At 55.3% G+C, this 23,267-nt stretch carries 22 protein-coding genes; 6 read left to right on the top strand and 16 right to left on the bottom strand.

The window, feature by feature from the left end:
* Positions 1 to 327 precede the first annotated feature (327 nt).
* Together K0B01_04010 and K0B01_04015 are read left to right on the top strand one after the other, a co-directional pair.
* Complete coding sequence (locus K0B01_04010; GenBank protein ID MBW6485298.1) at positions 328 to 657, top strand: type II toxin-antitoxin system HicB family antitoxin; 330 nt, start codon at positions 328 to 330, stop codon at positions 655 to 657.
* A gap of 16 nt (positions 658 to 673) precedes the next feature.
* Positions 674 to 1,663 (top strand): alcohol dehydrogenase catalytic domain-containing protein, encoded by a 990-nt coding sequence (locus K0B01_04015; GenBank protein ID MBW6485299.1) that lies wholly within the window; start codon positions 674 to 676, stop codon positions 1,661 to 1,663.
* A gap of 336 nt (positions 1,664 to 1,999) precedes the next feature.
* Here K0B01_04015 and hutI read toward each other — a convergent pair whose 3' ends face one another.
* The 8 genes from hutI to K0B01_04055 all read right to left on the bottom strand — a co-directional run bounded on the left by hutI (position 2,000) and on the right by K0B01_04055 (position 12,626).
* Positions 2,000 to 3,271 carry an imidazolonepropionase gene (gene hutI, locus K0B01_04020; protein ID MBW6485300.1) on the bottom strand — a complete coding sequence of 424 codons (1,272 nt, stop codon included), beginning with the start codon at positions 3,269 to 3,271 and terminating at the stop codon, positions 2,000 to 2,002.
* Between the two features lie 6 nt (positions 3,272 to 3,277).
* Positions 3,278 to 4,174: a glutamate formimidoyltransferase gene (ftcD, locus tag K0B01_04025; protein ID MBW6485301.1), complete on the bottom strand. Its 897-nt coding sequence runs from the start codon at positions 4,172 to 4,174 to the stop codon at positions 3,278 to 3,280.
* Between the two features lie 74 nt (positions 4,175 to 4,248).
* Positions 4,249 to 6,297 carry a urocanate hydratase gene (locus tag K0B01_04030; protein ID MBW6485302.1) on the bottom strand — a complete coding sequence of 683 codons (2,049 nt, stop codon included), beginning with the start codon at positions 6,295 to 6,297 and terminating at the stop codon, positions 4,249 to 4,251.
* A gap of 485 nt (positions 6,298 to 6,782) precedes the next feature.
* On the bottom strand, positions 6,783 to 8,525 hold the full coding sequence (locus tag K0B01_04035; protein MBW6485303.1) for a choice-of-anchor D domain-containing protein: 1,743 nt from the start codon (positions 8,523 to 8,525) through the stop codon (positions 6,783 to 6,785).
* 645 nt (positions 8,526 to 9,170) lie between these two features.
* A complete protein-coding gene (locus K0B01_04040) occupies positions 9,171 to 9,368 on the bottom strand; it encodes a helix-turn-helix transcriptional regulator (protein MBW6485304.1) in 198 nt (65 codons plus the stop codon).
* Between the two features lie 74 nt (positions 9,369 to 9,442).
* Complete coding sequence (locus tag K0B01_04045) at positions 9,443 to 10,600, bottom strand: aromatic amino acid lyase (protein MBW6485305.1); 1,158 nt, start codon at positions 10,598 to 10,600, stop codon at positions 9,443 to 9,445.
* Positions 10,601 to 10,635: 35 nt separating this feature from the next.
* The gene (locus K0B01_04050) at positions 10,636 to 12,078 is read right to left on the bottom strand and encodes an NAD(P)/FAD-dependent oxidoreductase (protein MBW6485306.1); all 1,443 of its coding nucleotides are present in this window, start codon (positions 12,076 to 12,078) and stop codon (positions 10,636 to 10,638) included.
* A complete protein-coding gene (locus K0B01_04055) occupies positions 12,075 to 12,626 on the bottom strand; it encodes a DUF116 domain-containing protein (protein ID MBW6485307.1) in 552 nt (183 codons plus the stop codon). Before K0B01_04055 ends, K0B01_04050 begins: the two co-directional genes overlap by 4 nt.
* A gap of 230 nt (positions 12,627 to 12,856) precedes the next feature.
* Between K0B01_04055 and K0B01_04060 the strand changes: the two genes are divergently transcribed.
* A complete protein-coding gene (locus K0B01_04060; protein MBW6485308.1) occupies positions 12,857 to 13,789 on the top strand; it encodes a diacylglycerol kinase family lipid kinase in 933 nt (310 codons plus the stop codon).
* 130 nt (positions 13,790 to 13,919) lie between these two features.
* Here the strand turns inward: K0B01_04060 and gap are convergent, their stop codons facing one another.
* The 8 genes from gap to K0B01_04100 form a co-directional block, all read right to left on the bottom strand.
* The gene (gap, locus tag K0B01_04065) at positions 13,920 to 14,933 is read right to left on the bottom strand and encodes a type I glyceraldehyde-3-phosphate dehydrogenase (GenBank protein ID MBW6485309.1); all 1,014 of its coding nucleotides are present in this window, start codon (positions 14,931 to 14,933) and stop codon (positions 13,920 to 13,922) included.
* Between the two features lie 19 nt (positions 14,934 to 14,952).
* Positions 14,953 to 15,516 (bottom strand): GAF domain-containing protein, encoded by a 564-nt coding sequence (locus K0B01_04070; GenBank protein ID MBW6485310.1) that lies wholly within the window; start codon positions 15,514 to 15,516, stop codon positions 14,953 to 14,955.
* A gap of 131 nt (positions 15,517 to 15,647) precedes the next feature.
* On the bottom strand, positions 15,648 to 16,631 hold the full coding sequence (locus K0B01_04075) for an MBL fold metallo-hydrolase (protein ID MBW6485311.1): 984 nt from the start codon (positions 16,629 to 16,631) through the stop codon (positions 15,648 to 15,650).
* Between the two features lie 32 nt (positions 16,632 to 16,663).
* Entirely contained in the window at positions 16,664 to 17,422 is a 759-nt protein-coding gene (locus K0B01_04080) for a 2-hydroxyglutaryl-CoA dehydratase (protein ID MBW6485312.1), read from the bottom strand.
* Between the two features lie 46 nt (positions 17,423 to 17,468).
* Positions 17,469 to 18,203 carry a J domain-containing protein gene (locus K0B01_04085; protein MBW6485313.1) on the bottom strand — a complete coding sequence of 245 codons (735 nt, stop codon included), beginning with the start codon at positions 18,201 to 18,203 and terminating at the stop codon, positions 17,469 to 17,471.
* Positions 18,204 to 18,344: 141 nt separating this feature from the next.
* A complete protein-coding gene (locus K0B01_04090) occupies positions 18,345 to 18,689 on the bottom strand; it encodes a hypothetical protein (protein MBW6485314.1) in 345 nt (114 codons plus the stop codon).
* 269 nt (positions 18,690 to 18,958) lie between these two features.
* Complete coding sequence (locus K0B01_04095; GenBank protein ID MBW6485315.1) at positions 18,959 to 19,117, bottom strand: hypothetical protein; 159 nt, start codon at positions 19,115 to 19,117, stop codon at positions 18,959 to 18,961.
* 83 nt (positions 19,118 to 19,200) lie between these two features.
* Positions 19,201 to 20,832 carry a peptide chain release factor 3 gene (locus tag K0B01_04100; protein ID MBW6485316.1) on the bottom strand — a complete coding sequence of 544 codons (1,632 nt, stop codon included), beginning with the start codon at positions 20,830 to 20,832 and terminating at the stop codon, positions 19,201 to 19,203.
* A 237-nt stretch (positions 20,833 to 21,069) separates the two neighbouring features.
* On the opposite strand from K0B01_04100, the gene K0B01_04105 reads away from it, so the two are divergent.
* From K0B01_04105 to pyrF, 3 genes are all read left to right on the top strand, one after another.
* Complete coding sequence (locus tag K0B01_04105; GenBank protein MBW6485317.1) at positions 21,070 to 21,447, top strand: cupin domain-containing protein; 378 nt, start codon at positions 21,070 to 21,072, stop codon at positions 21,445 to 21,447.
* A 3-nt stretch (positions 21,448 to 21,450) separates the two neighbouring features.
* Positions 21,451 to 22,380: a hypothetical protein gene (locus K0B01_04110; protein ID MBW6485318.1), complete on the top strand. Its 930-nt coding sequence runs from the start codon at positions 21,451 to 21,453 to the stop codon at positions 22,378 to 22,380.
* A 134-nt stretch (positions 22,381 to 22,514) separates the two neighbouring features.
* A complete protein-coding gene (gene pyrF / locus K0B01_04115) occupies positions 22,515 to 23,249 on the top strand; it encodes an orotidine-5'-phosphate decarboxylase (GenBank protein MBW6485319.1) in 735 nt (244 codons plus the stop codon).
* The last annotated feature ends 18 nt before the right edge of the window (positions 23,250 to 23,267 follow it).

A 23,267-nucleotide genomic window follows, 5' to 3' on the forward strand; every position in this document is an offset into this window, starting at 1 on the left:
ATGTACACAATGCTTCTATCGGGAATACGGTTTTTCAAGCAGTTAGAACCAGATTATGAACATTAAACTTCGTTTTCCCGCTTAAAATCATTGCGGGAATGACAGAATGTGAGAGTTTTGCAATTGCATCGGATGTTAGATTTTCTGAATTGAGCAAAGTCTGCATTTATTATTTTGGTCAGGCACGGCAGAAAGACGGAAGTCACCATGTTTACAAAACGCCGTGGCAAGGAGATCCACGGATCAACATACAGAATCATAAGGGAAAGGCTAAAGTTTGCCAGGTAAAGCAGGTGTTGCTGGCTATTGAGAAGTTGGAGGTTGAGCATGCCGTTGAAAAATGATCGTTATACGTACCGCGTAACCTGGTCTGAAGATGACCAGGAATATGTGGGATTATGTACAGAATTCCCCAGCTTGAGCTGGCTGGATAAAACGCCGGAATCGTCCCTAAAGGGCATCCGCTTGATTGTCGAGAGCGTTATCAAGGACATGACACATGGTGGGGAAGAGATACCTCAACCGATTGCCTGCAAAAAATACAGTGGTAAGTTTATGGTACGCGTCCCTCCTGAAATTCACAGAAATCTTGCCATTCAGGCAGCGGAATCAGGGGTCAGCCTAAACCGGATTGTTGGTTCGAAGTTAAGTCGATAGAGAAAAACCGGAAACCATGAGAAACAGGAAGGATATCGCCATGCGTGCCATGGGGGCTGCCTTTTTTGACGGCGCATTGACCTATCGGACGGATTACCCCGTGCCCGAACCGGAACCCGGCTGGGCTTTGATCAGGGTAAAACTTGCCGGCATCTGTAAAACCGACATGGAAATCATGAAGGGTTACCTCGGTTTTCAGGGGATTCCGGGGCATGAGTTTATCGGCTTCGTGGAACGCTGCGAAGATGGCGACTGGCTCGGGAAGCGGGTCGCGGGCGAGATAAACGCCGCCTGCGGTCACTGCGACTGGTGTGCGCGGGATATGGGCAGGCACTGCCCGAACCGATCCACCCTGGGAATCCGGAATCTGGATGGCTGCATGGCCCAATACTGCACGCTGCCTGCGGCCAACCTCATCGAGTTGCCGGACGATCTTCCCGACGAAAAGGCCGTTTTGCTCGAGCCGCTTTCGGCGGCTTGCGAGATATTTGAACAGATGCAGGTTCATCCAAACGACAAGGTAGTCGTCCTGGGCGATGGCAGACTGGGCATCCTCTGCGCGTGGGCGCTCTCCACGGTTGCGAAGGATGTAATCGTTCTTGGCCGCCACCCGGAAAAACTGGCGCTGGCCCGCTGGCGGGGTATCGAAACGACGCGCGACGAAATAGCCATTCCGCCGGGAGCGGATGTTGTGGTGGAGGCGACCGGTTCCGGCGAGGGGATCGCGACGGCCATGCGGTTGTGTCGACCGCGGGGAACGATTGTTCTGAAAACGACAGTCGCCGTTTCCGGCAGCGTCAATCTCGCCCCGCTTGTCATCCATGAGCAGACTCTTCTGGGATCGCGTTGCGGCCGGTTTCGCGACGGCCTGAAAATGATGATGGATTTTCCGGATATGCCGCTGGAGCGGCTCATCACGGCGCGCTATCCGCTGGCGCAGGTGGTGGAGGCATTTGAACGCGCCCGAAAAAACGATGCCTTGAAGGTCATTCTCGAAATGAGCTAACACCCCCCTTCGTTTTTTCCCAAAGTTGAGGCTTGACTTGATACTATCTGATACTATACTCCCATGATCGGCAAACATCAAAAAACGCTCTATGCCATATTTGCCGACCCGGTTCGCTCCAAGTTGGAGAAACCCAACGAGAAACCACGGAGAGCGATCCTCGCGAAGGTGGTAGCCGCACTGGGTATTGCTCTTGCCGAACTCGATGTTTAGAAGATTGGGGACTTCAAGGCGATCACCAACGTCGTCTATCCGGTCATCAGCAAATGTCTTGCCCTGGGTGACGGGGCGCGCGCCCTGCCCGGATCGCGGGTATTTTTCGTAAAACAGGCGCTTCTACGACAGCTTGTCGAAAACGACCGTTCCGTTTTTGATCACCTTTTCCACGGCGCTGACACCGATGTGGTAGGGGATAAACCGGTAGGAAGGGTTTTCCAGGATGAGCACGTCCCCCTGCTTGCCGCAATCGAGGCTGCCTGTGACCCCGGCCCGTCCCAGCGCGGCTGCGCCGTTGATGGTGAGCGCCGTGACGATCTCTTCCGGAGAGATATTCATGTACAGGGCCGCGGTTGCCGCCACCAGCGGGATAGATTCCGAAAAACAGCTTCCCGGGTTGAAATCGGTCGCCAGGGCGACCGCGCAGCCGGCATCGATCATGAAACGACCGCGGGCGTAAGGCTCGCGCAGGCTGAAGGCGGTGGCCGGAAGCAGGGTCGCCACCACTCCTGCCTTTGCCAGCGCCCGGATCCCCTCGTCGGAGGCGTGCAGTAGATGGTCGGCGGAGATCGCGCTTATCTCAGCGGCCAGTTGCGCCCCCCCCAGCGAAACGATCTCATCGGCGTGCAGCTTGGATCTCAGGCCGGACATTGCAGCTCTTGCCAACAGACGGTGTGACTGTTCGAGAGAAAAGACGTTTTTTTCACAAAAGACATCGCAGAATTCGGCCAGATGGCGCGAAGAAACCTCCGGCAGCACCTCTGCCAGCAGAAAATCGAGGTAGTCATCCGGGCGGCCCTTGTATTCGGGGGGGACGGCATGCGCCCCCATAAAGGTGGGGACAACGTCAACCGGGTGCAATCGGTTCAGCTCCGCCATGACCTCCAACTGTTTGATCTCGGTTTCGCGATTCAGTCCGTAGCCGCTTTTCCCCTCGACCGTTGTCACCCCGAAGGAGAGCATCGAGTCGAGCCGCTTCAGTCCCGTTTCGATAAGTTCTTCAGAAGAAGCGGCGCGGGTTGTCCTCACGGTGCCAAGAATGCCGCCGCCGCGCTCGAGGATTCCCATGTAGCTGTCGCCCTGGAGCCGCCAGGCAAATTCCTCGGCCCGGTATCCGCCGAAGACGAAATGGGTGTGGGAGTCGACGAAGCCCGGCAACACGGCCTTGCCCGTCGCGTCGATTGTTGCGAAGCGCAAGAGGTCTTTGCCCACCGCCCTCAGCTCCGCCATAATGGCTTCCGTAGGACCGACCTTTGTTATCCGGCCGTCTTCGATGACGATTGCCCCGGCGGCGATAACGCCGAGCTCGGACATTTCCCGGCCCTTTTTTGCGGCAAACCCGGCGCAGGTGACAAGTTCGGCAGCATTTTTTATGATGAGATTTCCGCTCATTCTTCCTTACTCATAGATTTTTGATTCCAGCACCTGCCCGGGGTTGAAGTCTTCGAGCTGGAGATAGTAAGCCGCCGTGTCGATCAGGGCGGCCATTGGCGTCAGGCCGATGATCTCGCTGCCGATTACCGGCGCCCCCCAGCGCTTGGCCTCGATGCGGATCAGCTCAAATACCCGGTAGAGGGAGGTTCTGGTGTAATCGGTCAGGTTGATCGACACCTGGACGAGGCCGCGTTCTTTGAGTTCAATCCCGATCGCCTTGCAGTAGCGCAGCCCGCCGCTGCTATGTCTGATTTTTCGGGCGATATCATTGGCAATAGCGAGCGAGGAGGTGCCGAGATTGACGTTGAAGGCCACGAGCGGCATCCGGGCGCCGATGGCGGCAACGCCGGCCGAAGGGTGAAGCGCGTCCGGGCCGAAATCGGGTTTCCAGCCGGGCTGTTGGAGCTTCCGGGCCATCCCCTCGAACTGACCCCTGCGGATGTCGGCAAGGTTGCGGCGATTTTCCGCCGAGGCTGATTCTTCGTAGAGAAAAACAGGCAGGTTGAATTTTTTCGCAACCTGCTCGGCGACCTGTTTCGATAGCTCGATTGCCTCCGGCATGGTCATGTTTTTCACCGGGATGAACGGAACGACGTCCACGGCGCCCATACGGGGATGCTGCCCCTTGTGGGTGCGCATGTCGATGAGCCCGAGCGCGACCTCCATCGCGTCCATGACGGCCGAAGCCAGCGCCGCAGGTTCGCCTGCCACGGTGACGACGGTGCGGTTGTGATCGTAATCCGGTTTGTAGTCGAGCAGCCGGACGCCTTCGTGCTCCCGGAAAGGCTGGACGATTTTTTCGATCTTTTCCGGATCGCGCCCCTCGCTGAAGTTGGGGACGCATTCGACGATTTTTTTCATTGTTGACATGAAGTTCTCCAGTCTATTGGTGCAGGGGCACGGCAGGCCTTGCCCCTGCCGGCTTTACGTAAAATTCATGATTTGGCTTTTTTCTTGAATTGCCGGGCCACGGCATCCGCCACCAGCCTGTCGTCCGCCAGGTAGGGCAGTGTAATATGGTCTAATCCGGCACGCAGTTTGTTGTAAGCGATACATGTTTCGAGGGCGCCCTCGTTGCGGGCCCAGGCACGGCGGGCTACCCCGCCCATCACATCCCAGGGGATTGCCGTGCGGATTATCGCATCCACCCGCGGGCTTCCGTCCAGCACCAGTCCGAAGCCGCCGTTGATCGCCTTGCCGATTCCCACCCCGCCGCCGTTGTGCAGCGAAACCAGGCTCATTCCTCGGGCGGCGTTGCCGGCAAAGCAATGGGTGGCCATGTCGGCCATGATGTTGCTGCCGTCGTGGATGTTGGCCGTTTCCCGAAACGGCGAGTCGGTGCCGCCGGTGTCGTGGTGGTCGCGGCCGAGCATAACCGGCCCGATTTCGCCGGTTCGCACCAGCTCGTTGAATCTGAGGGCAATTTTCATCCGGCCCTGCGCGTCCTGGTAGAGGATGCGGGCCTTTGTTCCGACGACCAGATGGTTTTTCCGGGCGTCGCGGATCCAGTTGTAGTTGTCGCGATCCTGGAAGCGGTGCGTGGGGTCGATGCACGCCATTGCGGCCTGGTCGGTTTTTTCCAGGTCATCTTCCTCGCCGCTCAGGCAGACCCAGCGGAATGGTCCGTAGCCGTAGTCAAAAAGCAGCGGCCCCATGATGTCCTCGACATACGACGGGAAGATGAAACCGTCGAGTGTATTTTCTCCGTTTTTGCAGACATCTTTAATGCCGACATCATAAACCGCCTTGAGGAAGCTGTTGCCGTAGTCAAAGAAAAACGCCCCGCGCGCGGAAAGGGTTTTGATGAGTTCATAGTGATGGCGAAGCGTGCCATCTACCATTTTCCGGAAGGCGGCGCTGTCGTCGTTAAGGAGTTTCGTGCGCTCCTCAAAGCTTATCCCCTCGGGGCAGTAGCCCCCGTCGTAAACGGCGTGGCAGGAGGTCTGATCCGTCAAGAGGTCTATCGCGACGTCTTTGCCAACCGCGTATTGGAGCAAGTCAACGATGTTCCCGTGAAACGCAATCGCCCGCCCCTGACCCTTTTTTTGCCAGTCGCGCGCGGCGGCGAAGGCCCCGGCGGGGCTGTCCGTCACCTCGTCCACCCACCCCTGGTCGAGGCGGGTTTTGATGCGGGAGGAGTCCACCTCGGCAATAACCCCGACCCCGCCTGCGATAACGACGGCTTTCCCCTGGGCGCCGCTCATGCCGCCCAGTCCCGAGCTTACGAAGAGCCGCCCCGCGAGGTTTCGCTCCTCCGGGATGCCGAGCTTGGCGCGTCCGGCGTTCAGGATCGTGCTGTATGTGCCGTGCACGATTCCCTGGGGTCCGATGTACATCCAGCCGCCGGCGGTCATCTGCCCGTAATTCGCCACCCCCAGCGCCATCGCGCGGCGCCAGTTGGCCTGATCGTCAAAGCAGCCCACCATCAGGGCGTTGGTGATGATGACGCGCGGGGCTTCCGGGGGGGAAGCGAAAAGACCGACCGGATGGCCGGAGGCCACAACCAGTGTCTGCGTGCGGGTGAGCGCTTCAAGGTAGCGTTTGACAAGCTGGTACTGCATCCAGTTCTGGCAGACCTGACCGGTTTCGCCATAGGTCACCAGTTCGTAAGGGTAGAGGGCGACAGCGAAGTCGAGGTTGTTATCGATCATCACCTGCAGGGCCCGGCCTTCGAGGCACTGCCCCTTGTAGTCGCCGACGGGCCGTCCGGTGATTTTCCCGGCAGGACGGAAGCGATAGCCGTAAATGCGCCCGCGTGTCGTCAGCTCCTCCAGAAACTCCGGGACCAGCGTCCCGTGCCACTTTTCCGGTATATAGCGCAGGGCGTTTTTCAGGGCGAGTTCGGTGTCTTTCGGGGATAGATCAAAGTGCCGGGTGGGCGCCCGGCGGATTCCCGGCGAGAACTCCGGGGGCGAAGGAAGCTCGTCAAAGATGGCGTCTATGCGGATCGTCATCGCCTTTACGAGGGAATCGTTTGAGATCATGGCGCCAACCTCCCAATATTTTTGTTCTTGTAGGCGGCGGCGCGCCGCCACGTCCGTTTGTTGCCATTTCGATCAAAAGCCTGCGGGCTGGAGTATAGGAGGCAGCGCCGAGTGGTGTCAAGATAAAATCCTTCTGCCGCCGGGATTGAAAGCCTCTTGCCTCATGTTGCCATTAGCGCCTTAAGCCGGAATCCTGTCGAAGAAACAACAAAATTGATCGGTCCGTAAAAAGTCTGAAATCCCCCTCCCTTAGGCCAGCACCTTGCAAGAAACCACCATTATTTATTGAAGTCGGTAACTGAGGAGGATGAATTTTTGTAGCAGCTTTGTACCCGTAATGCTTAGCCAAAAAGAGATTGCTTTTTACCTCCTTCACCTACTACTCATCAGTCCCAGACGGCCACACAAGATAAAGATTACAGGTAAAAAATGTACACAAAAAAAGGCAGGGCTAAGGACCCTGCCTTTGAAAGGATAGGACTACATCAGGGAATACTCGTGTCAACTAAGTTGTTGCTCTCATCCGATTCAGCAATACTTTTTAGAGAGTCTATAAAGGCAATCAAATGTCTTCCTGCCGGAGATGAAGTTGTCGTGAATCGGATGCTGGTCGCTTTACTGGAATTTGCGCTTAAGACCTTGTATTTATATGTCTTCACCAATAAATCATTGTCACTCAATGAACCATCATCGGAAAGAAAAAAATCAACCTGGACATTGCTGAAGTTCATTTGACTTGCGTTGGTGACAGTGAACGTGCCTGAAACGGTGTAAACACCTCTTTTCGGGCCAGTCCACGTAACATTTGACCAACTGCCCAAAAGGTCCACGGCTGTACCGTCGACGCCCGTTCCTGTCAGAGAAATGTTCAAAGGATTCTCATCGGGATCATTAGATTGGATAGTTATCGTAGCCGATTTTGCACCGGCCGAAAGCGGGGAAAATTGGGCCTGAAACGTACAACTCGACGAGGGGGCTATGGGCGTGGAGCAAGCTCCAGTGATACTGAATTCTGATGTGTCTGCTATGGCGATGGTTCCTATACTGAGGTCAGCCGATCCTGTATTGGAGACCGTAAAGGTTTTCGTGGAAGTGTCGCCGATGTTTATATTCACAAAATTATATGAACCGGGAGAAACGGAGATATCAGGTGTCCTAATAACATTTCCCGCAAGATTCACGATGCTTACGCTCAAGAGTTTCATCCCCGAATAACTGGTACCCCAAATCATCGTATGGTCGTTATTGTCCCAAGTGTCATGAATATAAACCGTTTTTGTGGAATCATCATAACCCACGCCAACGATCGAATGCCCCTGGAGATTTAGCAACACAGGCCGTCCAGCATCGATTTCCGCCTTGAATTGTGCAAATGAAAAGCCCCCGCGTTTGGCATTGTCCGTCGCCTGGGCATAGCAATCTGTAACCGTATATCCCTTCGCTTCATAAAACAGTTTTCTTCCGTAAGTCCCGTCCTCGTCGGCAATGCTAAAACCTTCCATGGCGCTGCAGCTGAGCGGGGTGGCTGAGCTACTATAAGAATAGAAACTGGTTGATCCGTCGTCATTGCCGTAAGCAGATTGGCTGGTTTTCATGAAATCGCCGATCGCATCACCCCAGGCATGTTGGGACCAAGGTTCCGTTATATAAGGATCGTCTTTGCCGCTCAAATAAGAATACCAATAATCATCTATTGAGCCGTAGGTTTTCCTTTCGTCCAATCCGAAATGAGAGGCGATTAACGGGTTGTCAGGATATGTATCTCCAGCCCTATCTGGCCAGATTCCCCAAGCGGCATCTTCAACTATAGGGATCATACCATCATCCGTAGGCCCTTTATAAATGTTCGGAAAGTCGGTTCGGTCATAATACCCGGCGATCATTGCGCCTGAAACTGCCGAGCAGCCAAAAACCCATCTGAATGCGGGAACCTGCGGCAATGAGCCGACCATCGATTCCACACTGATTTTCGGCAATGAAACGTGAGCGCGCTCACGTTCGTACCCTGGAGGTGGCTTCGGCGGGCCGTTAATTATACTACGTTCAAGAACAATTCCGTCACTGTAAGTCGTCGTTTGGGTACTGAAATGCTTGTTAATGATATTCAATGGTCCTTTTTCAACTGGAATCTTCAGGGCAACAGGTTGTCCATAAACCGTCAATGGGGAGGCAAAAATAAAAATTGATAAGACGCTCAATAAGAACAATGGCATCACAGATTTCTTCATGGTAGTTCCCTCCTTTCTATATTTCTTGAAATAAAATAATAACTCAAGGTACCTAAACAACGCCTCGCCCTCTGCTGGTCAATAACGGGGTGCCAAGAATCGCCTCATGGCACCACCCTCTCGTCAAGGGTTAACATCCATTGCGAACCTGCTAAAGTACCCGACGATGGTATAAAGATGGTCCTGTTTTCTCTCCAAGTCAAGAAAAATAATCTTATCGATAGCACTTTAAAGGGTGGATATCTGTCAAAATTACCGGACGCTTGACTACAGGAAGTAGACCTCAAATCGTCATCCCCGCCTTTTTAAAAGAACAATACGCTCTATTTCCGAACGAAAGCAAGCATTTTCCTCAAGGTTGACTTTTTGAGGACTACAGGAAGGAGGCTTCGATCCCGATCTTCCTCCCAAAATGCCATCTTTCAACCCGAACTCGGTAATATCCGTTGATTACCCCAATTGCAACTTGTATTTGGAGGGAATTTTCTGAGGATTTTGACTGAAGAGGGAATTGTATGGTAGTCAACCTTTCCACAAAAAATCTTTCTTGAGGGAAGCACAAGGATTATGTGGATTAAGTGCTGTTCGGCCCCCACCGGATTATTTGCACGATAGAGAATTTATGATAAATTGCCGCCTGATGGATTATGCGGCGACGAACTCGATTTTTACCCGCATTCCCGTTGATCCAGCGATCTTTTCCAATGTCTTGAGAGTGAAGCCCTCATACTCGCCGCTTTCGATCCTTGAAATTGCCTGCTGGCTGGTTCCCATAAGCTTTGCCAACTGCTGTTGCGATAATCCCTTCTTATCACGCAGCTCTGCAATCTTTATCGCCAGCATGAGAGCTTGTTTCTGCTTAACATCATGATACTGGTATTTTTTACCGCAGTACTATCCCGTTACGATTCGGCTCTCTATTTCTTGTCAGGGTGGGTGTTTGCATGTTTGAGCAGGCTTCCGTCACTCACCAGTTTGCGCATGGTTTCGATGTGCGGGTAGAGCGCCTCATCTTTTTCGAGGAACGGGATGTGGCTGCGGATGAGTTCGTAGGCCGGGGCGGTGCCTTTTCCCATTCTGGCTTCCGGACCGAGAATCTTGCGCCTGAAATCGATGCCTTGCGCGGCGGAAAGCAGCTCTATGGCCAGGATTGTTTCCACGTTCGTCGCAATCTCGCGGGCCTGACGCGCAGCTGCCGGCCCCATGCTGACATGGTCTTCGATATTGGCCGAGGTCGGGATGGTGTCCACGCTGGACGGGTGGGACAGCACCTTGTTTTCGGAGGCGAGCGCGGCGGCGGTGTACTGAACCAGCATGAACCCCGAGTTAACCCCTCCGTCGTTGATCAAAAATGGGGGAAGGATGTGATTATTGCTGTCCGCGTCCACCAGCCTCGCGATGCGCCGTTCCGAGATGTTCCCCAGTTCGGCCAGGGCAAAAGCCAGGTAATCCATCGAGATTGCCAGCGGCTCCCCGTGGAAATTTCCGCCCGAAAGCACGGTGGCGTTTTCGTTTTCATCAAAGAAAATCAAAGGGTTATCTGTTGCGGAATTCAGCTCGATGTTCATCACCCAGCGGGCGTAGGCGATTGCATCCATGATCGCGCCATGCACCTGGGGAATGCAGCGCAGCGTGTAGGCGTCCTGCACGTTGAGCGGGTCGTCGGGTCTGGTGAAGGTGGATCCCTCGATAAGCTGGCGCATGTAGGCGGCGCATTCCACCTGACGGGGATGGGGGCGGGCGGCGTGGATGCGCGCATCGAAGGCGCGCGGGGTGCCGTGCAGGGCCTCCAGGCTCATCGCCCCGGCAAGTCCCGCTATATGGGTCAACTGCTCGGCTCTGCAGGTGACCAGCACCCCTATCGCGTTCATCATGGTCGTTCCGTTGGTGATGCCGTAAACGACTTCGCCGCGGGCCACGAAATCCTGAACAGTCCGGGCCGCCCGCCTTACGTTATCCCAGGCCGCCGGGGCAATCGATACCTGAATTGCGGGATTATTGGCAACGGCAAGCACTCCTTCGATGGTCAGTGATTCGCCGTCCAGGACTAATTGGGACTGGTATGAGGTGGACATAATAATCTCCTGTTGTTTATCTTCCGCAATATTTGTTATTCAGGATCAGCGGCATCCTCCGGACGCTGTACGAAGGCGGCCGCCGATTCCCCGGCGAGGTGGCCGGTGGAGAAGGCGGCCTGGAGGTTGTAGCCGCCGGTATCGGCGTCGATGTCCATCACCTCCCCGCAGAAGAAAAGGCCGCCCACCAGCCGGGAGGCCATTGTCCGCGGATCGATCTCGGCAAGAGAAACGCCGCCTGCGGTCACAATCGCCGAGTTCAGCGGCAGCGGCCCCTTGATGGTAAAGCAGAGCCCCTTCAGCAAAGCGAGGAGCCGATCACGTTCCGGCGCCGTGATCTGACTTCCCGTCCGTTCCGCCGGGATGCTGCACATTTGGATAAACGGCTCGATCATCTTATGAGGGAGCAGTCCCGGCAGCAGGTTCCGAAAACTTCGCTTGCCGCCCGCGTCGAAATCCCGCTGCAGGCGGGCGCGCAGCTCCTCGAAGGAAAGGGCGGGTTTGAGATCGATCGCGACGCTGACCGGACCCTCCGCGAGGGCGTCCACCACGGCAAGGCTCATCAAGAGCGTGATCGGTCCGCCTATCCCGAAATGGGTAAAGAGCATCTCCCCCATTCGGCTTTCGATCACCACCCCTTTTTTCCGTATTCGCTCCAGGCCGCGCCCCACATCTTCCTGCGGGACAAAGGCTGGGGAAAAAAGGTCAATCTTTCCGCGAAAGGCGGTAAGCCGGACATTCTTTAGGCTCACCCCCTGCATCGCCTTGGCCTTTTCAATTTCAGCGACAATCAGTGGGACGAGGGCCGGCCTGGGCTTTACGATCTTGTGTCCCACCGCAGCCGCAAGCCGGAAACCGTCGCCGTTCGAACCTGTTTCCTGCCAACTGGCGCCGCCCGCCGCGAGGATTGCCGCCCGGGCCGACAAAAACCCCTTCCGCGTTTGCACCCCCGAAAGCTTGCCGTTTCCGATAACGAGCCTGCTTGCCGGGGAATTCAAGAGCAACTCCACCTTGCCCTCTTGCAGATAGCTCCGGAAGGCCCTTACTACATCCGCCGCCTCGTCGGAAACGGGGAAAATCCGCCCGCCCCGCTCGGTCTTTGTTGCGACCCCGAAACGAGCCAGGAAGGAAAGCAGGTCATCCCGGAAAAAGCGGTGAAAGGCTCCGTGTAAAAATCGGCCATTGGGGCCGTACATGGGCAGAAATTCAGCGAGGCTGCGGGCGTTGGACAGATTGCAGCGGGACTTGCCGCTGATCAGGATTTTCTTGCCCAGCCCCTCCATTTTTTCGAGCAGGACGACCGTTGCCCCCAGCTCTGCGGCCCGGCCGGCGGCCATCATTCCCCCCGCGCCCCCGCCGATCACGATCACCCGATTGCCCTTTGGCTCAGCCACGCCCGGCAAGAAGTTTTTCTGATCCTGTTTGATAATTGCCCGCCCGGATACTGGCTGGACGCGGCCTTGCCTTTCTGCCTTCAAACCCCGTCCCTCCCGGAGCTGATCATCTTGCGCAGCTCTTCCCAAGCGATATCATTGTGAAGACAGTCATAACGCTCCGCCACGATGACCTGGGGGATAAGCCGCCGCCCTTTCAGATGTACGCCTCTGCCGGTTATCCTTGTTGATTTGATGCCCCGTTCGATCTCGTAGGCGCAGGCCGCGCCGATCGCCGCCCGGATATCCTTTCTTTCGGTAAGTCGTTTCGTAAAATTGGTGCTGGGGGAGATGTAGAACTGCCAGCCTTTCTCCTTGCACAAAGCGAGAATCTCGCCGCAGCGGCAATCTCCGCACTTCATGCAGAGAACGCCCTCATTTTTGGAGAAATGGGCGCGGCATTTATCCCCGGTCAGGCAGTGGGGCAGGATGACCGCTTTTTCAGAGGGAGGAAGCCGGTCGAACTCTTCACGATAGCAGGAATTGACGTTACCGGCGAGGTCCAGGCCGATCCCCAGCCGGTTCAGAAAAGCCCGAAAAGGATAGAACAGCAGCGTAAAGAGCAGCCTCGACTTTTTTGAAATACTTGTCATCGGATATTACCCGTCCTCATGGAAAAATTTTTAAACTTGGAGAACCCGCTGAATCATGGACCTGAAAGTTTCACGGGAATAGCATAAAATAAATGGGGAAAGCAATTTTTTTAGCTCTTTATGACTACCATCGGGGCAACATCTATGTTATAGGTGCACCCGTTTACGTTTATTTGTGGCCATTAAGGTCACTATCCCCTTTAAAAGGCCTCGGAGCGCTGAATTTGGACTTGAATTCCAGAAAAATCGTCTTTGTGGTGAATCCCCATTCGGGAAACGGAAAAACGGGCAGGGAGTGGCCGCGGATCAACCGGCTGGCCGAGGAAATTCTGGGTCCGTTCCAAACCTGCCTTACCAGAGGACCGGGCGACGCCACTTGCTTGACAAGAGCTTGTCTTCTCGAGGGAGCGAACATTGTCGTCTGCGTCGGCGGGGACGGTACGCTCAACGAGGTTATCAACGGTTTTTTTGATGATGACGCGCCAGTTCGCACGGGGGTTTCCCTCGGGTTCATTCCCAACGGCACCGGCTGCGATTTTGCCCGCACCTTTCCCGCTGTGTCCGGAATAAGGGCCGCCCTGCAAGCGATAAAAACCGCTTCTACCAGAACGATAGACCTCGGACGCATCCGCTTTCGCAATCATCAGGGCGGCACAACCAGCCGGTATTTTCACAATATCGCGAGTTTCGGCATGGGAGGAGAGGTCGTCGAGCGGGTAAACCGCACGAGCAAGGCCTTTGGCCCTTTTGTCACCTTTATCTGGGGGACACTGCTGACGCTGTTTTCTTACAAAAAAAAGGCGGTCACGATCGGCGTGGATGACGGCAAAAAGTTAACAAAAGACATCTTTCATATCGCCGTTGCCAACGGCCGTTACCAGGGCGGCGGGATGCTGGTTGCACCCGATGCAGTCATGGACGATGGCTTTTTTCAGGTAACGATTATAGGCGCCATGAGCCTGCCGCTTGTTCTCCTGCGCTTGCCGAAGCTCTACAACGGAAAGATAAAAAGCATCCCCCAGGTCTTCGTTACAACCGGCAAGCGGGTAACCCTGTCCTCCGACGAACAGGTTCTGTTCGATATTGACGGCGAACAGCCCGGAATTTTGCCGGCGGTATTGGAAATTGTCCCGGCGGCCATCGCGATGATCGTGAAAAACTGACCAATAACTACCCTTCCCGGAAGACCTTTATGGTTGCCGCCGGCCAGGTTAACTGAGCAGAGCCTCCTGCAAAAACTCACAGGCCACGGCGTCGTCATCGACAACAAGGATGCGGATTGCCTGCGTTTTCTTATCCAAGCCCCTTTTCTCCCATGTAACTTGCCAAATCGGCCACGCGGCAGGAGTAGCCCCATTCGTTGTCGTACCAGGAAACGACTTTGGCCATATTGCCCCGGAGCACCTGGGTGAATTCGACATCGACGATCGAGGAGTGGAAATTCCCCTTGAAGTCCATCGAAACCAGCCCCTGCTCTTCGCAGTCCATGATTCCCTTGAGCTGTTTTTTTGCCGCTGCGCGGAGCGCGTCGCGGAGTTCCTCCGTTGTGGTCTTCTTCTTCAGCTCGGCGGTGAAATCGACGATCGATACCGTCGGCGTCGGCACCCGGAGCGAATAGCCGTCAAAGCGGCCGGCCAGCTCCGGAATGACGAGGGACAGTGCTCTGGCCGCACCGGTGGTGGTCGGGATGATGTTCACCGCCGCCGCGCGGGCCCGCCGCAGATCCTTGTGCGGGGCATCCAGGATGCGCTGGTCGTTCGTGTAGGAGTGAATCGTCGTCATCATCCCCTTTTCGATGCCGAAGGCCTTGTGCACAACCAGCACCGGGGGCGCCAGGCAGTTCGTTGTGCAGGAGGCGTTCGAGACGATATGGTGCTTCTGCGGTTTGTAATCCCTGTGGTTTACCCCCATGACAATCGTGATATCCTCCTCCTTCGCCGGGGCGCTGATAATCACCTTCTTGGCTCCGGCCTCAAGGTGCGCCGAGGCCTTAGGCCCGGTCAGGAAAAGCCCGGTGCTCTCGATGACGATATCTACCCCCGCATCGTCCCACGGGATGGAGGCGGGATCGCGAAAGGCAAAGCTCTGGATTTTCTTGCCGTTAATCAGCAGGGCCTCTTTTCCGGTGGAAACCTCCCCCGCGTAAATGCCGTAGTTGGTGTCGTATTTGAACAGATGGGCGTTTGTTTCGACATCGAAGAGATCGTTTACGGCAACCACCTGCAGGGTGTCGGGATAACGCTCCAGAACAGCCTTCAAAACCTGGCGCCCAATCCGGCCAAAACCGTTTATGCCAAGACGAATCATAAAAACCTCCCTCTTTATTTTAGTTGTCGTCAATCCGGTATTTGTTTTCCACCAGCAGATCGCAGCGCGTCTGGAGCACCTCGTGCATCCGGGCGTTGTCAATGGCGATCGCGCTGAGATTGGCCGCCGCCTTCAGAAACTTGAGTTCATCTTCATTGAACTCTCGCACCCGGTCGGAATAGACGCGCAAAACGCCGATCGCCTTTTTCTCCAGCAGCAGCGGCACGACGAGCACGGACTTGATCCCCTCCGCCCTGGCCTTTTCCCCATACTGGAAATCCTTGTCCGCCTGGACATCCTCTATCCAGGTGATCTTTCCTTTTATCGCCTTGCGGTCCAGGCCGCTCTCCTCGAGGAGAATCGGCCCCTTGTGGATGTACTCCCGGGAAAGGCCGTATGCCGCCCCCAGGACAAGCTGTTTTTTGCGCGCATCCAAAAGGCGGATGTTGCCCGCCTTGACCCCGACTGCTGCAACTACGCTCTGCACGATCTTCTCCAGAACCTTCTTCGTATCCAGAGAGCCATTGATCGCCTTGGCAACCTCGTACAGGGCAGCAAAATAATCGGTATTCCTCTCCTTCATGGCTTCACCTCCCTAAGTTATTCCGCTTGTAGCCCTTTGCTTGCAAACGCGGTTTAATGTTCATAAAATGCGTGCATGAATTTTTGACATACAATGATTCTTCGTTGCTACGGCGTGCCCGAATGAGCGTTTTATTTTGGCAAATGTTCAAAAAGACAGAGCCCGCCGGTACTCCTTCTGCCGATCAAGCCCCTTTTTTCCAGCGTGACAAGATGAACGTAGCTTTCGTTCAGGGCGAGCAGACGGTCAAAAACGGGCAGATTGTCGCCAAAGATAAACCGGGAAACCTGTCTGGCCGTTTTTGCGCCTTTATCGAGGGCCTGAAAGGCAAGCAGCGATCTTTCGGCGTGATGTTTGCGGACGTCGGCAATCCTTCCCCGGAGATTGGTAAAGGGGCGCCCGTGCGAGGGCCAGATGGTCTCTATCTTCAGTTTCTCCACCTTGGTCATGGAGTCAAGAAAGCTCTCCAGCGGATGAAATTTGGAGTCGATCAGATCAGGGCTCAGATTCGGCGTGATATGCGGGAGGATGTGGTCCCCGGAGAGCAAGGCGCGTTCCGCGGGCAGGTAAAACGAGAGATGACCGCGGCTGTGGCCCGGGGTTGCGACCACTCTGAGTTCCCGGTCGCCGGCAACAAGCTGTTCGCCGTCTTCCAGATGGCTGTCGGCGACAAAAGGCAGGGTTGCCTGCTCAAAGGAGGTGAAGGTGCGGGCAATTTCCCCAATCGTGGCTTTATCAAGGCCGTGCTCTTTGCAGAAGGCCTCCATCCGCCAAACGCGGCCGTCGTCCAGCGCAAACGTGCGAATCGTCTGCGCGTCAATTTCCGAGAGGCTGATCTTTGCCCCGGAACGTTCTTTGATGAGGCCCGCCAGACCGCAGTGATCCATGTGAAAATGGGTGATGAAAATCCTGCGACATTCCTCAAGCGTCAGCCCCGTCTGGGACAGCGCTTCCTCAAGCGCCGGCAGGACCCCGGGCAGGTTGGGGCCGGTATCAATCAGCGTGAAGCCCTTTTTTTCCGGGAACAAAAAAACGTTGACATGGGTCAGCCGAAAAGGCATGGGCAGCCTGATCAGAAAAATTTTCTTCGCCACTTCCCGCACCGCTTTATTCAAATGAACCTCCTTGAGGATTGCTCCTGATTTTTCTACAAAAGGGCGGCACCGATTGCCCCCGCCAACTGGGCGTAAGAAGAAACTATCAGCGGATAGCCAAGCGCCTTTTCCAGCGCCTGGACAACCCCCGCATTTTGAGAAACACCGCCGGTCATCATCACCGGCGCCCTGATGCCGATCCGGGTTGCCATTGCCGCCACCCGGGAGGCGATGGCCTCATGGATGCCGGCAATAATGTTTTCCCGAGTTTCCCCCTTGGCGATCAGCGAGATTACCTCCGATTCGGCAAAGACGGTGCAGGTGCTGCTGATCTTCGCCGGTTTTTCGGCGTTCAGGGAGAGCGCGCCGAATTCATCCAGATTGGCCTCGAGGGCGCGCGCCATTACCTCCAGAAAACGGCCGGTGCCCGCCGCGCACTTGTCGTTCATCGTGAAATTTATCATCCGGCCTTCTTCGTCCATGACGATGGCCTTGCTGTCCTGGCCGCCGATATCGATCAGCGAGCGCACCGAAGGATCGAGAAAACGCGCCCCGGTTGCATGGCACATCAGTTCCGTTACCATTTTGTCCGCGATTGCCACGCTCTTGCGGCCGTAGCCGGTCGCAATGATCCGCTCCACATCCGTCTGCGCCAGGGAAAGAGAAGTGAGCAGTTCATCAAGCACCCTGCGTCCCGCCGCCTCGGCGTTATAGCCTGCCGCAATCACGTTGGTTCCCAAAAGACGTCCGTCTTCCATCACTGCGGCCTTGGCCGTATTGGAACCGATATCGATCCCTGCCTTCAAACCCATAAAGCCTTGCGCCCCTTCCAGCTATTTCTCATCGCAAATTCTGTTGTCATTGTCCGCTTTTAGTCAAGAAAGACGGCTGGAACCAGCGTTCCTTGCCGCCTTCGTAGAACCACTTGTCCGGAAATCCGCGGCGGCTGATGAAGCTGGGGTTGTCGGCCCAATTGAGCAGTTCCTCATAGGCTTTGTATATTTTGCGAAACATCTCCGCATCCCCGCCGAGATCCGGGTGATGGATCTTGACCTGCCGCCGGTAGGCATTTCTTACTATCTTGTTCAGCTCTTCGGAACTAAGGCTGGATTTATCAATATCCAGATAAACCAGCGCCGTGGGATTGATATCCGGCATTTGCCGGATATGCGGTTTTACATCCAGCATTGTTACACGATTGCGGACGGCGTTATCGAGAACGTGGAGCGTTGCGAAGTGCCGTTTTTTTGTGCGTTGTTGCTCTTTCCACCATGTTTCTCCCAGAATATTGGCCATCACGCCGAAATCCTCACCGGGGCTTTTCCCTGCCGAACGGGGGTATAAAAAACTGTATATATCCCTCTGTCCCCAGGGCAATATATCCATGATTATCAGATGTTCGGAAAAGTAAAAGGTTGCGTAGCGGGTGTTTAACGCCTGCAAGAGGCCGCAGCGCATATCGAGCCGTTGGTGAAGCTTCTGTCTGCACTCAACGGAGCAGTATCTTTTTCTTCCCATGTTCTCGGTAGTCCCGCAGGACAGGCATCTCCTCGGTTCTTTGTCCTTGTTTGCCAAAACAGCCAGCGCCTTCATGTTCAGCAGCTTTTCCTCCAACCATGAATATTAAAAAGCTTTTTATAAATCCCGATGGCTGCGACGCGGCGCTGCTGTCGGGGGCAATCAGTAATTTGCACCGAGAGGGTCTTTTGGTACCCCCTAAGCATCCGAGACGGATCATCCCTGCCGGGATTGTCTCCGGATGTCATCGGATAGTCGGTACCATTTCTGGACTCCATTTTCGAGCCGGTAGTAATGAATCAGATACGCAACCGCCAGGACAATCAGCAGCCCGGCAAGAACGAAACACAAAACGGAAGGGTATAGCAGGGCATATCCGAGAGAAAGCAAGGCAAACAGGCAAACGAACAGTGTTACCAGTAGATGAACCAGTCTTTCGTGCTGCATCCACTCGATCCTTTTGTCGTGATGCGCAAGCAGTTCCCTTAACGCTTCGGGGGGGAGATTCCTTGCCAGTGCTTCTTGCACAAAGAGTTCATGACGCTTCATGGAGTCGATCATGCCATTCGCCTTTGTCAATGCCGGGGTCCATAATTCTCATTTTCCGGAGCTGATCATAATCCTGATTTGGGATGTTAACGCAACGCGCGATTTTTTGCCAGTCAATCATTGGAGGCAATTGCAAAACTCCCCATTCTTGTCATTCCCGCAACGATTCTGAGCGGGAATCTGGTTCTAACTGCTTGAAAAAACCATATTCCCGATAGAGACATTATGGACATTAAGCTGCGCTTTCGGGAATGACAAATGGTTTTGCAATTGGCTCATTGTCATGTATTTCCTCCGCGCGGGCAGATTGCGTCCAGAATATTCAGTTTTACAGCTACTTGGGCAATAAGCGCTCCGTCAACGCAGAGAGTGCCGTTGTAATCAGAGACGAGATGAAGCAATCTCCGTTGGCCGAAACCGGGGATTGTCAATTCTATCACGATTATTTCCTTATAGGGCCGCCGTTGTAAAAGAGAGAAGCAATGATGAGGCGGCCCGGAAAAAATGGCGGCAGCCTCATGGCTCAGTTGTGCTCGCGGGTTTTATTGAATGTTATTCCGGGCCAGTCCTCCTTGACAAAACCGAGGCGCCATTCGCTCGTGGTCAGATAGGTGAGGTGGCCGTCGGCGTCGAGGGTGAGGTTGTTCTGGTTCTTCTTTTCAAAATCCGCAAGCATTTTTTTGTCGTCGCAGGTCACCCAGCGGGCCGTTGTGTAGTCGATCGTTTCGTAGGAGGCGTCAACCCCGTATTCCGTCTTGAGGCGGGCCATCGTCACGTCGAACTGGAGGACGCCGACTGCCCCGAGGATGTAGTCATTGCCCGCGAGCGGCTTGAAGACCTGCACGGCGCCCTCCTCGGAAAGCTGGGTCAGCCCCTTCTGGAGCTGCTTGATCTTCAACGAGTTTCTGACGAGCACCCGCCGAAAATGTTCCGGGGCAAAGTTGGGGATGCCGGTAAACTGCATAACTTCGCCTTCGGTAAAGGTGTCGCCGGTCTGAATCGTGCCGTGGTTATGGATGCCGATGATGTCCCCCGGCCAGGCCTCTTCGACGTTGGTGCGATCCTGCGCCATGAAGATCGTCGCGTTGGCAAGGACGATTTCGCGGCCGATCCGGTGGTGCATCACCTTCATCCCGCGGGTGAACTTTCCCGAACAGATGCGGAAAAAGGCGATCCGGTCGCGGTGGGCGAGATCCATATTCGCCTGAATCTTGAAGACAAAGCCGGAAAAGGTCTCCTCGAGGGGTGAAACAAGCCGGGTTGTCGTCTGGCGGGGGCCGGGCGCCGGCGCCATTTCGACAAAGGCGTCAAGCAGCTCCCGCACGCCGAAGTTGTTGATCGCGCTGCCGAAAAATACCGGGGTCTGGCTCCCCTTGAGGTATTCCTCCATCGAAAACGGGCTGGAAGCCCCGGCGATCAGTTCGATATCCTCCCGGAGCCGCCCGGCTGAGCTCCCCAGCAGTTCGTCCAGCCGGGGATCGTCCAGATCGGTAATCGTGATTCCCGCCTCCTTGCGGCTGTCCTTCCCCGGGGTAAACAGGTGGAGGGAGCGCCGGTAGATGTTGTAAACCCCCTTGAAGTCCTTGCCCATCCCGATCGGCCAGGAAAGAGGGACGCACTCGATCTGGAGTTTGTCCTCGATGTCGGAGAGGATATCCATTGGCGCCAGTCCATCGCGGTCGAGCTTGTTGATGAAGGTAATGATCGGCGTGTTGCGCATCCGGCAGACCTCCATCAGCTTTTCCGTCTGCGGCTCGACCCCCTTGCCGCTATCGATGACCATCAGCGCGCTATCCACGGCGGTAAGCACGCGGTAGGTGTCCTCGGAGAAATCCTGATGGCCGGGGGTGTCAAGGAGATTGATCTCAAAATTCCGGTAGTGAAACTTCATCACGGAGGTTGTAACCGAGATTCCCCGCTCCTTTTCGATCGTCATCCAGTCGCTCGTCGCGTGACGTCCGGCCTTTCTGGCCTTCACCGCCCCGGCCAACTGGATCGCCCCGCCGAAGAGGAGCAGTTTTTCGGTCAGCGTTGTTTTCCCGGCGTCGGGATGGCTGATGATCCCGAAGGTGCGGCGCTGCTCGATCTCCTGCCGCCGCCGGCGCTCTTCATTGAATGTCGCAGCAGTCTCGGCGGCGGTTTCTTCAATTCCCATATGGTGTACCTGTCCCCATAAAAAATCCCCGATCGCCTCCCGGCACAGGGGACTAAAACATCGTAAATCCGCGGTTCTTCTATATGATGAGGGGAATATTGTCAAGACTTTTTCCTTGCTGCGGCGCTGCTTTCCCTGATCGTGATTTTTCACGGTTGCACAAAAGGCGGCAATGGTCTATTCAACTAAAAATAGGACAGTGAACTGACCCGGGGCGCATTTATTGAGGATGAAGGCATGATTAAAGTCATTAATCTTTTTGACGAAATTCCCTCGGAGCGAACAAAGGAGGCATTTCAGGACATTCTGCGGGCGGAAAACTTGCGGATCGAGCGGATTATCTCCCATGGCGAAGCATCGCCGGAGGGTTTCTGGTACAATCAGCAGGAAAATGAGTGGGTTCTGCTGCTTGCGGGAACGGCGGAACTTTCTTTTGCCGACGGCCAAAAGATCGCGCTTGCTCCGGGTGATTGTCTCCTCATCCCCGGGCACGTGCGCCACCGCGTGGAAAGGACCGATCCCGGGCAGGATACGATCTGGCTGGCTATCCATTTTGGCGGGGAACAGGCGGGGCTTAGTCTATTTGAGGGTGGACAATTCAAGACTGGAAAGTGATAAATGGCACAACTTCCATCCCCAATACTTGTTATCTTTGACTACTCAGGCACTCTGAGCAGCGAAGCGCCCGATTTCGGACGTCCGGAAAATCTTGCCAGCGCTCTTGCAGCAAGCGGTCTGGCTGCCTTCGGCGTTACGGATGCAAACATTTTCTGGGAGAAGATCATTTTTCCGACCTGGGCGGAGGGGAGCCGGACAACAATCGGCTATGCGCGGGTTATAGCAGACAGGATCGCTTCGCTCCATCTTTCCCACCGGGCGCCCGGCGCCAAAAACGAAGTTTCATGTTCTTCAGTTGAAGAGGCGGCGCAGCGTTTTGTAACCATGTATCTCGACCACTCCCGGATGGATCTTCTCTGGCGGCCGCTGCTCGAAAATCTGTATGCCGATCGTAATACTGCCGTCGTGATCGCGACTGACCATTACGCCGAGGCGACCGGCGCAATTATCCGATATCTGCGAAAGTGGGGCATAACGGCAACAAAGGCCGAAAGCAATGCCGCATCACAGCCAGAATCAAAACAGATGGTTACAGCCGCTGCAAGGGGGCGGGAGACGTTCCCGGGCAAATCGGAAAAGGAGGCGCGGTTCAGTTCCTTTATCGTCGCCAATTCCGCAGATCTGGGTTTCTGGAAGGCGGAGCGCCGTTTTTGGGAGCTGCTGGCGGCGCAGTTGTCGGGCAGGTTCCGGTCGGTTCTCATTGTTGACGACTTCGGCTTTAACGAGGCCGATGCCAACGGCTACGGAAAGCTGGCGCTGGTCCGGGACCGCCGGTTGAAGACAAAGGCCGTGCTGCGGGATGTTTTTCAGACCAGCGCATCAACCATCTCGTTCTTCCTGAAAAATGACGAAGGGAGCCGCAAGGGCGACCGGACCAGGAAGATTCGGGCAGCCATAAGGCGAATCAAGGCTGCGGTGCTGTCTTCATAACCGTTGCAGATGCTCGCAGTATATGTTAGAACCCATCGCAGCAATTGAGACATGATACTAAAATGATAAGCGATTTCGCAAATGTTCCGGATTGGCAATAGCTCAATAACAGGCGATGTTTAAAAGGGTGAATGATGGATAAAACGGAAGAAAAAGATTCATTTTTGTCTGAGAAAGATATCCTGCCGCGGGAGCGGCTGATCTTTGCGATGGATGTTTCCTCGGTTGCCGAGGCCAAGGCGCTGGTCGCCGAACTGGGCGATTCCGTCGTGTTTTATAAGCTGGGGCTCCAGATGTTCATGGCGGGCGGCTATTTTGAGCTCTCCGACTGGCTTCGCGAGCGGGGGAAAAAGGTCTTTGTGGATTTGAAGTTTTTTGACGTCCCGCAGACGGTCAAATCGGCGGTAAGCCAGCTTACGGAGCGCGACGTGCAGTTTGTAACGGTTCACGGCAACGACAAAATTATGGAAGCGGCGGCCGCCGCTAAAAAAAACCTGAAGATTCTGGCGGTGACAGCGCTGACCAGTCTCGATGCAGGCGATCTGAAGGACCTGGGGTTTGCGTGCAATGTTGAGGAACTGGTGCTTTCCCGGGCCAGACGCGCCCTGACTGTCGGCTGCGACGGCGTGATCTCCTCCGGTCTTGAGGCGGCGCAAATCCGGTGGGAACTCGGCGAAAAACTGCTGGTAGTAGCGCCGGGAATCAGACCGGTCGCGAATGTTGATGACCAGAAAAGGACGGTCGGGGTAAAAGAGGCATTTCTCAATGGCGCCGATTACATTGTGGTCGGGCGGCCGATCCGGGAGGCGCCGGAGCGCCGCGCCGCCGCCGAAAATATCCAGCAGATGATTGCCGATATTTTTAAATAAATCCCTTGCGCGACGTCT

The sequence above is a fragment of the Syntrophobacterales bacterium genome, from assembly GCA_019429105.1.
In the GTDB taxonomy this organism is placed as follows: Bacteria; Desulfobacterota; Syntrophia; order Syntrophales; family UBA5619; genus DYTH01.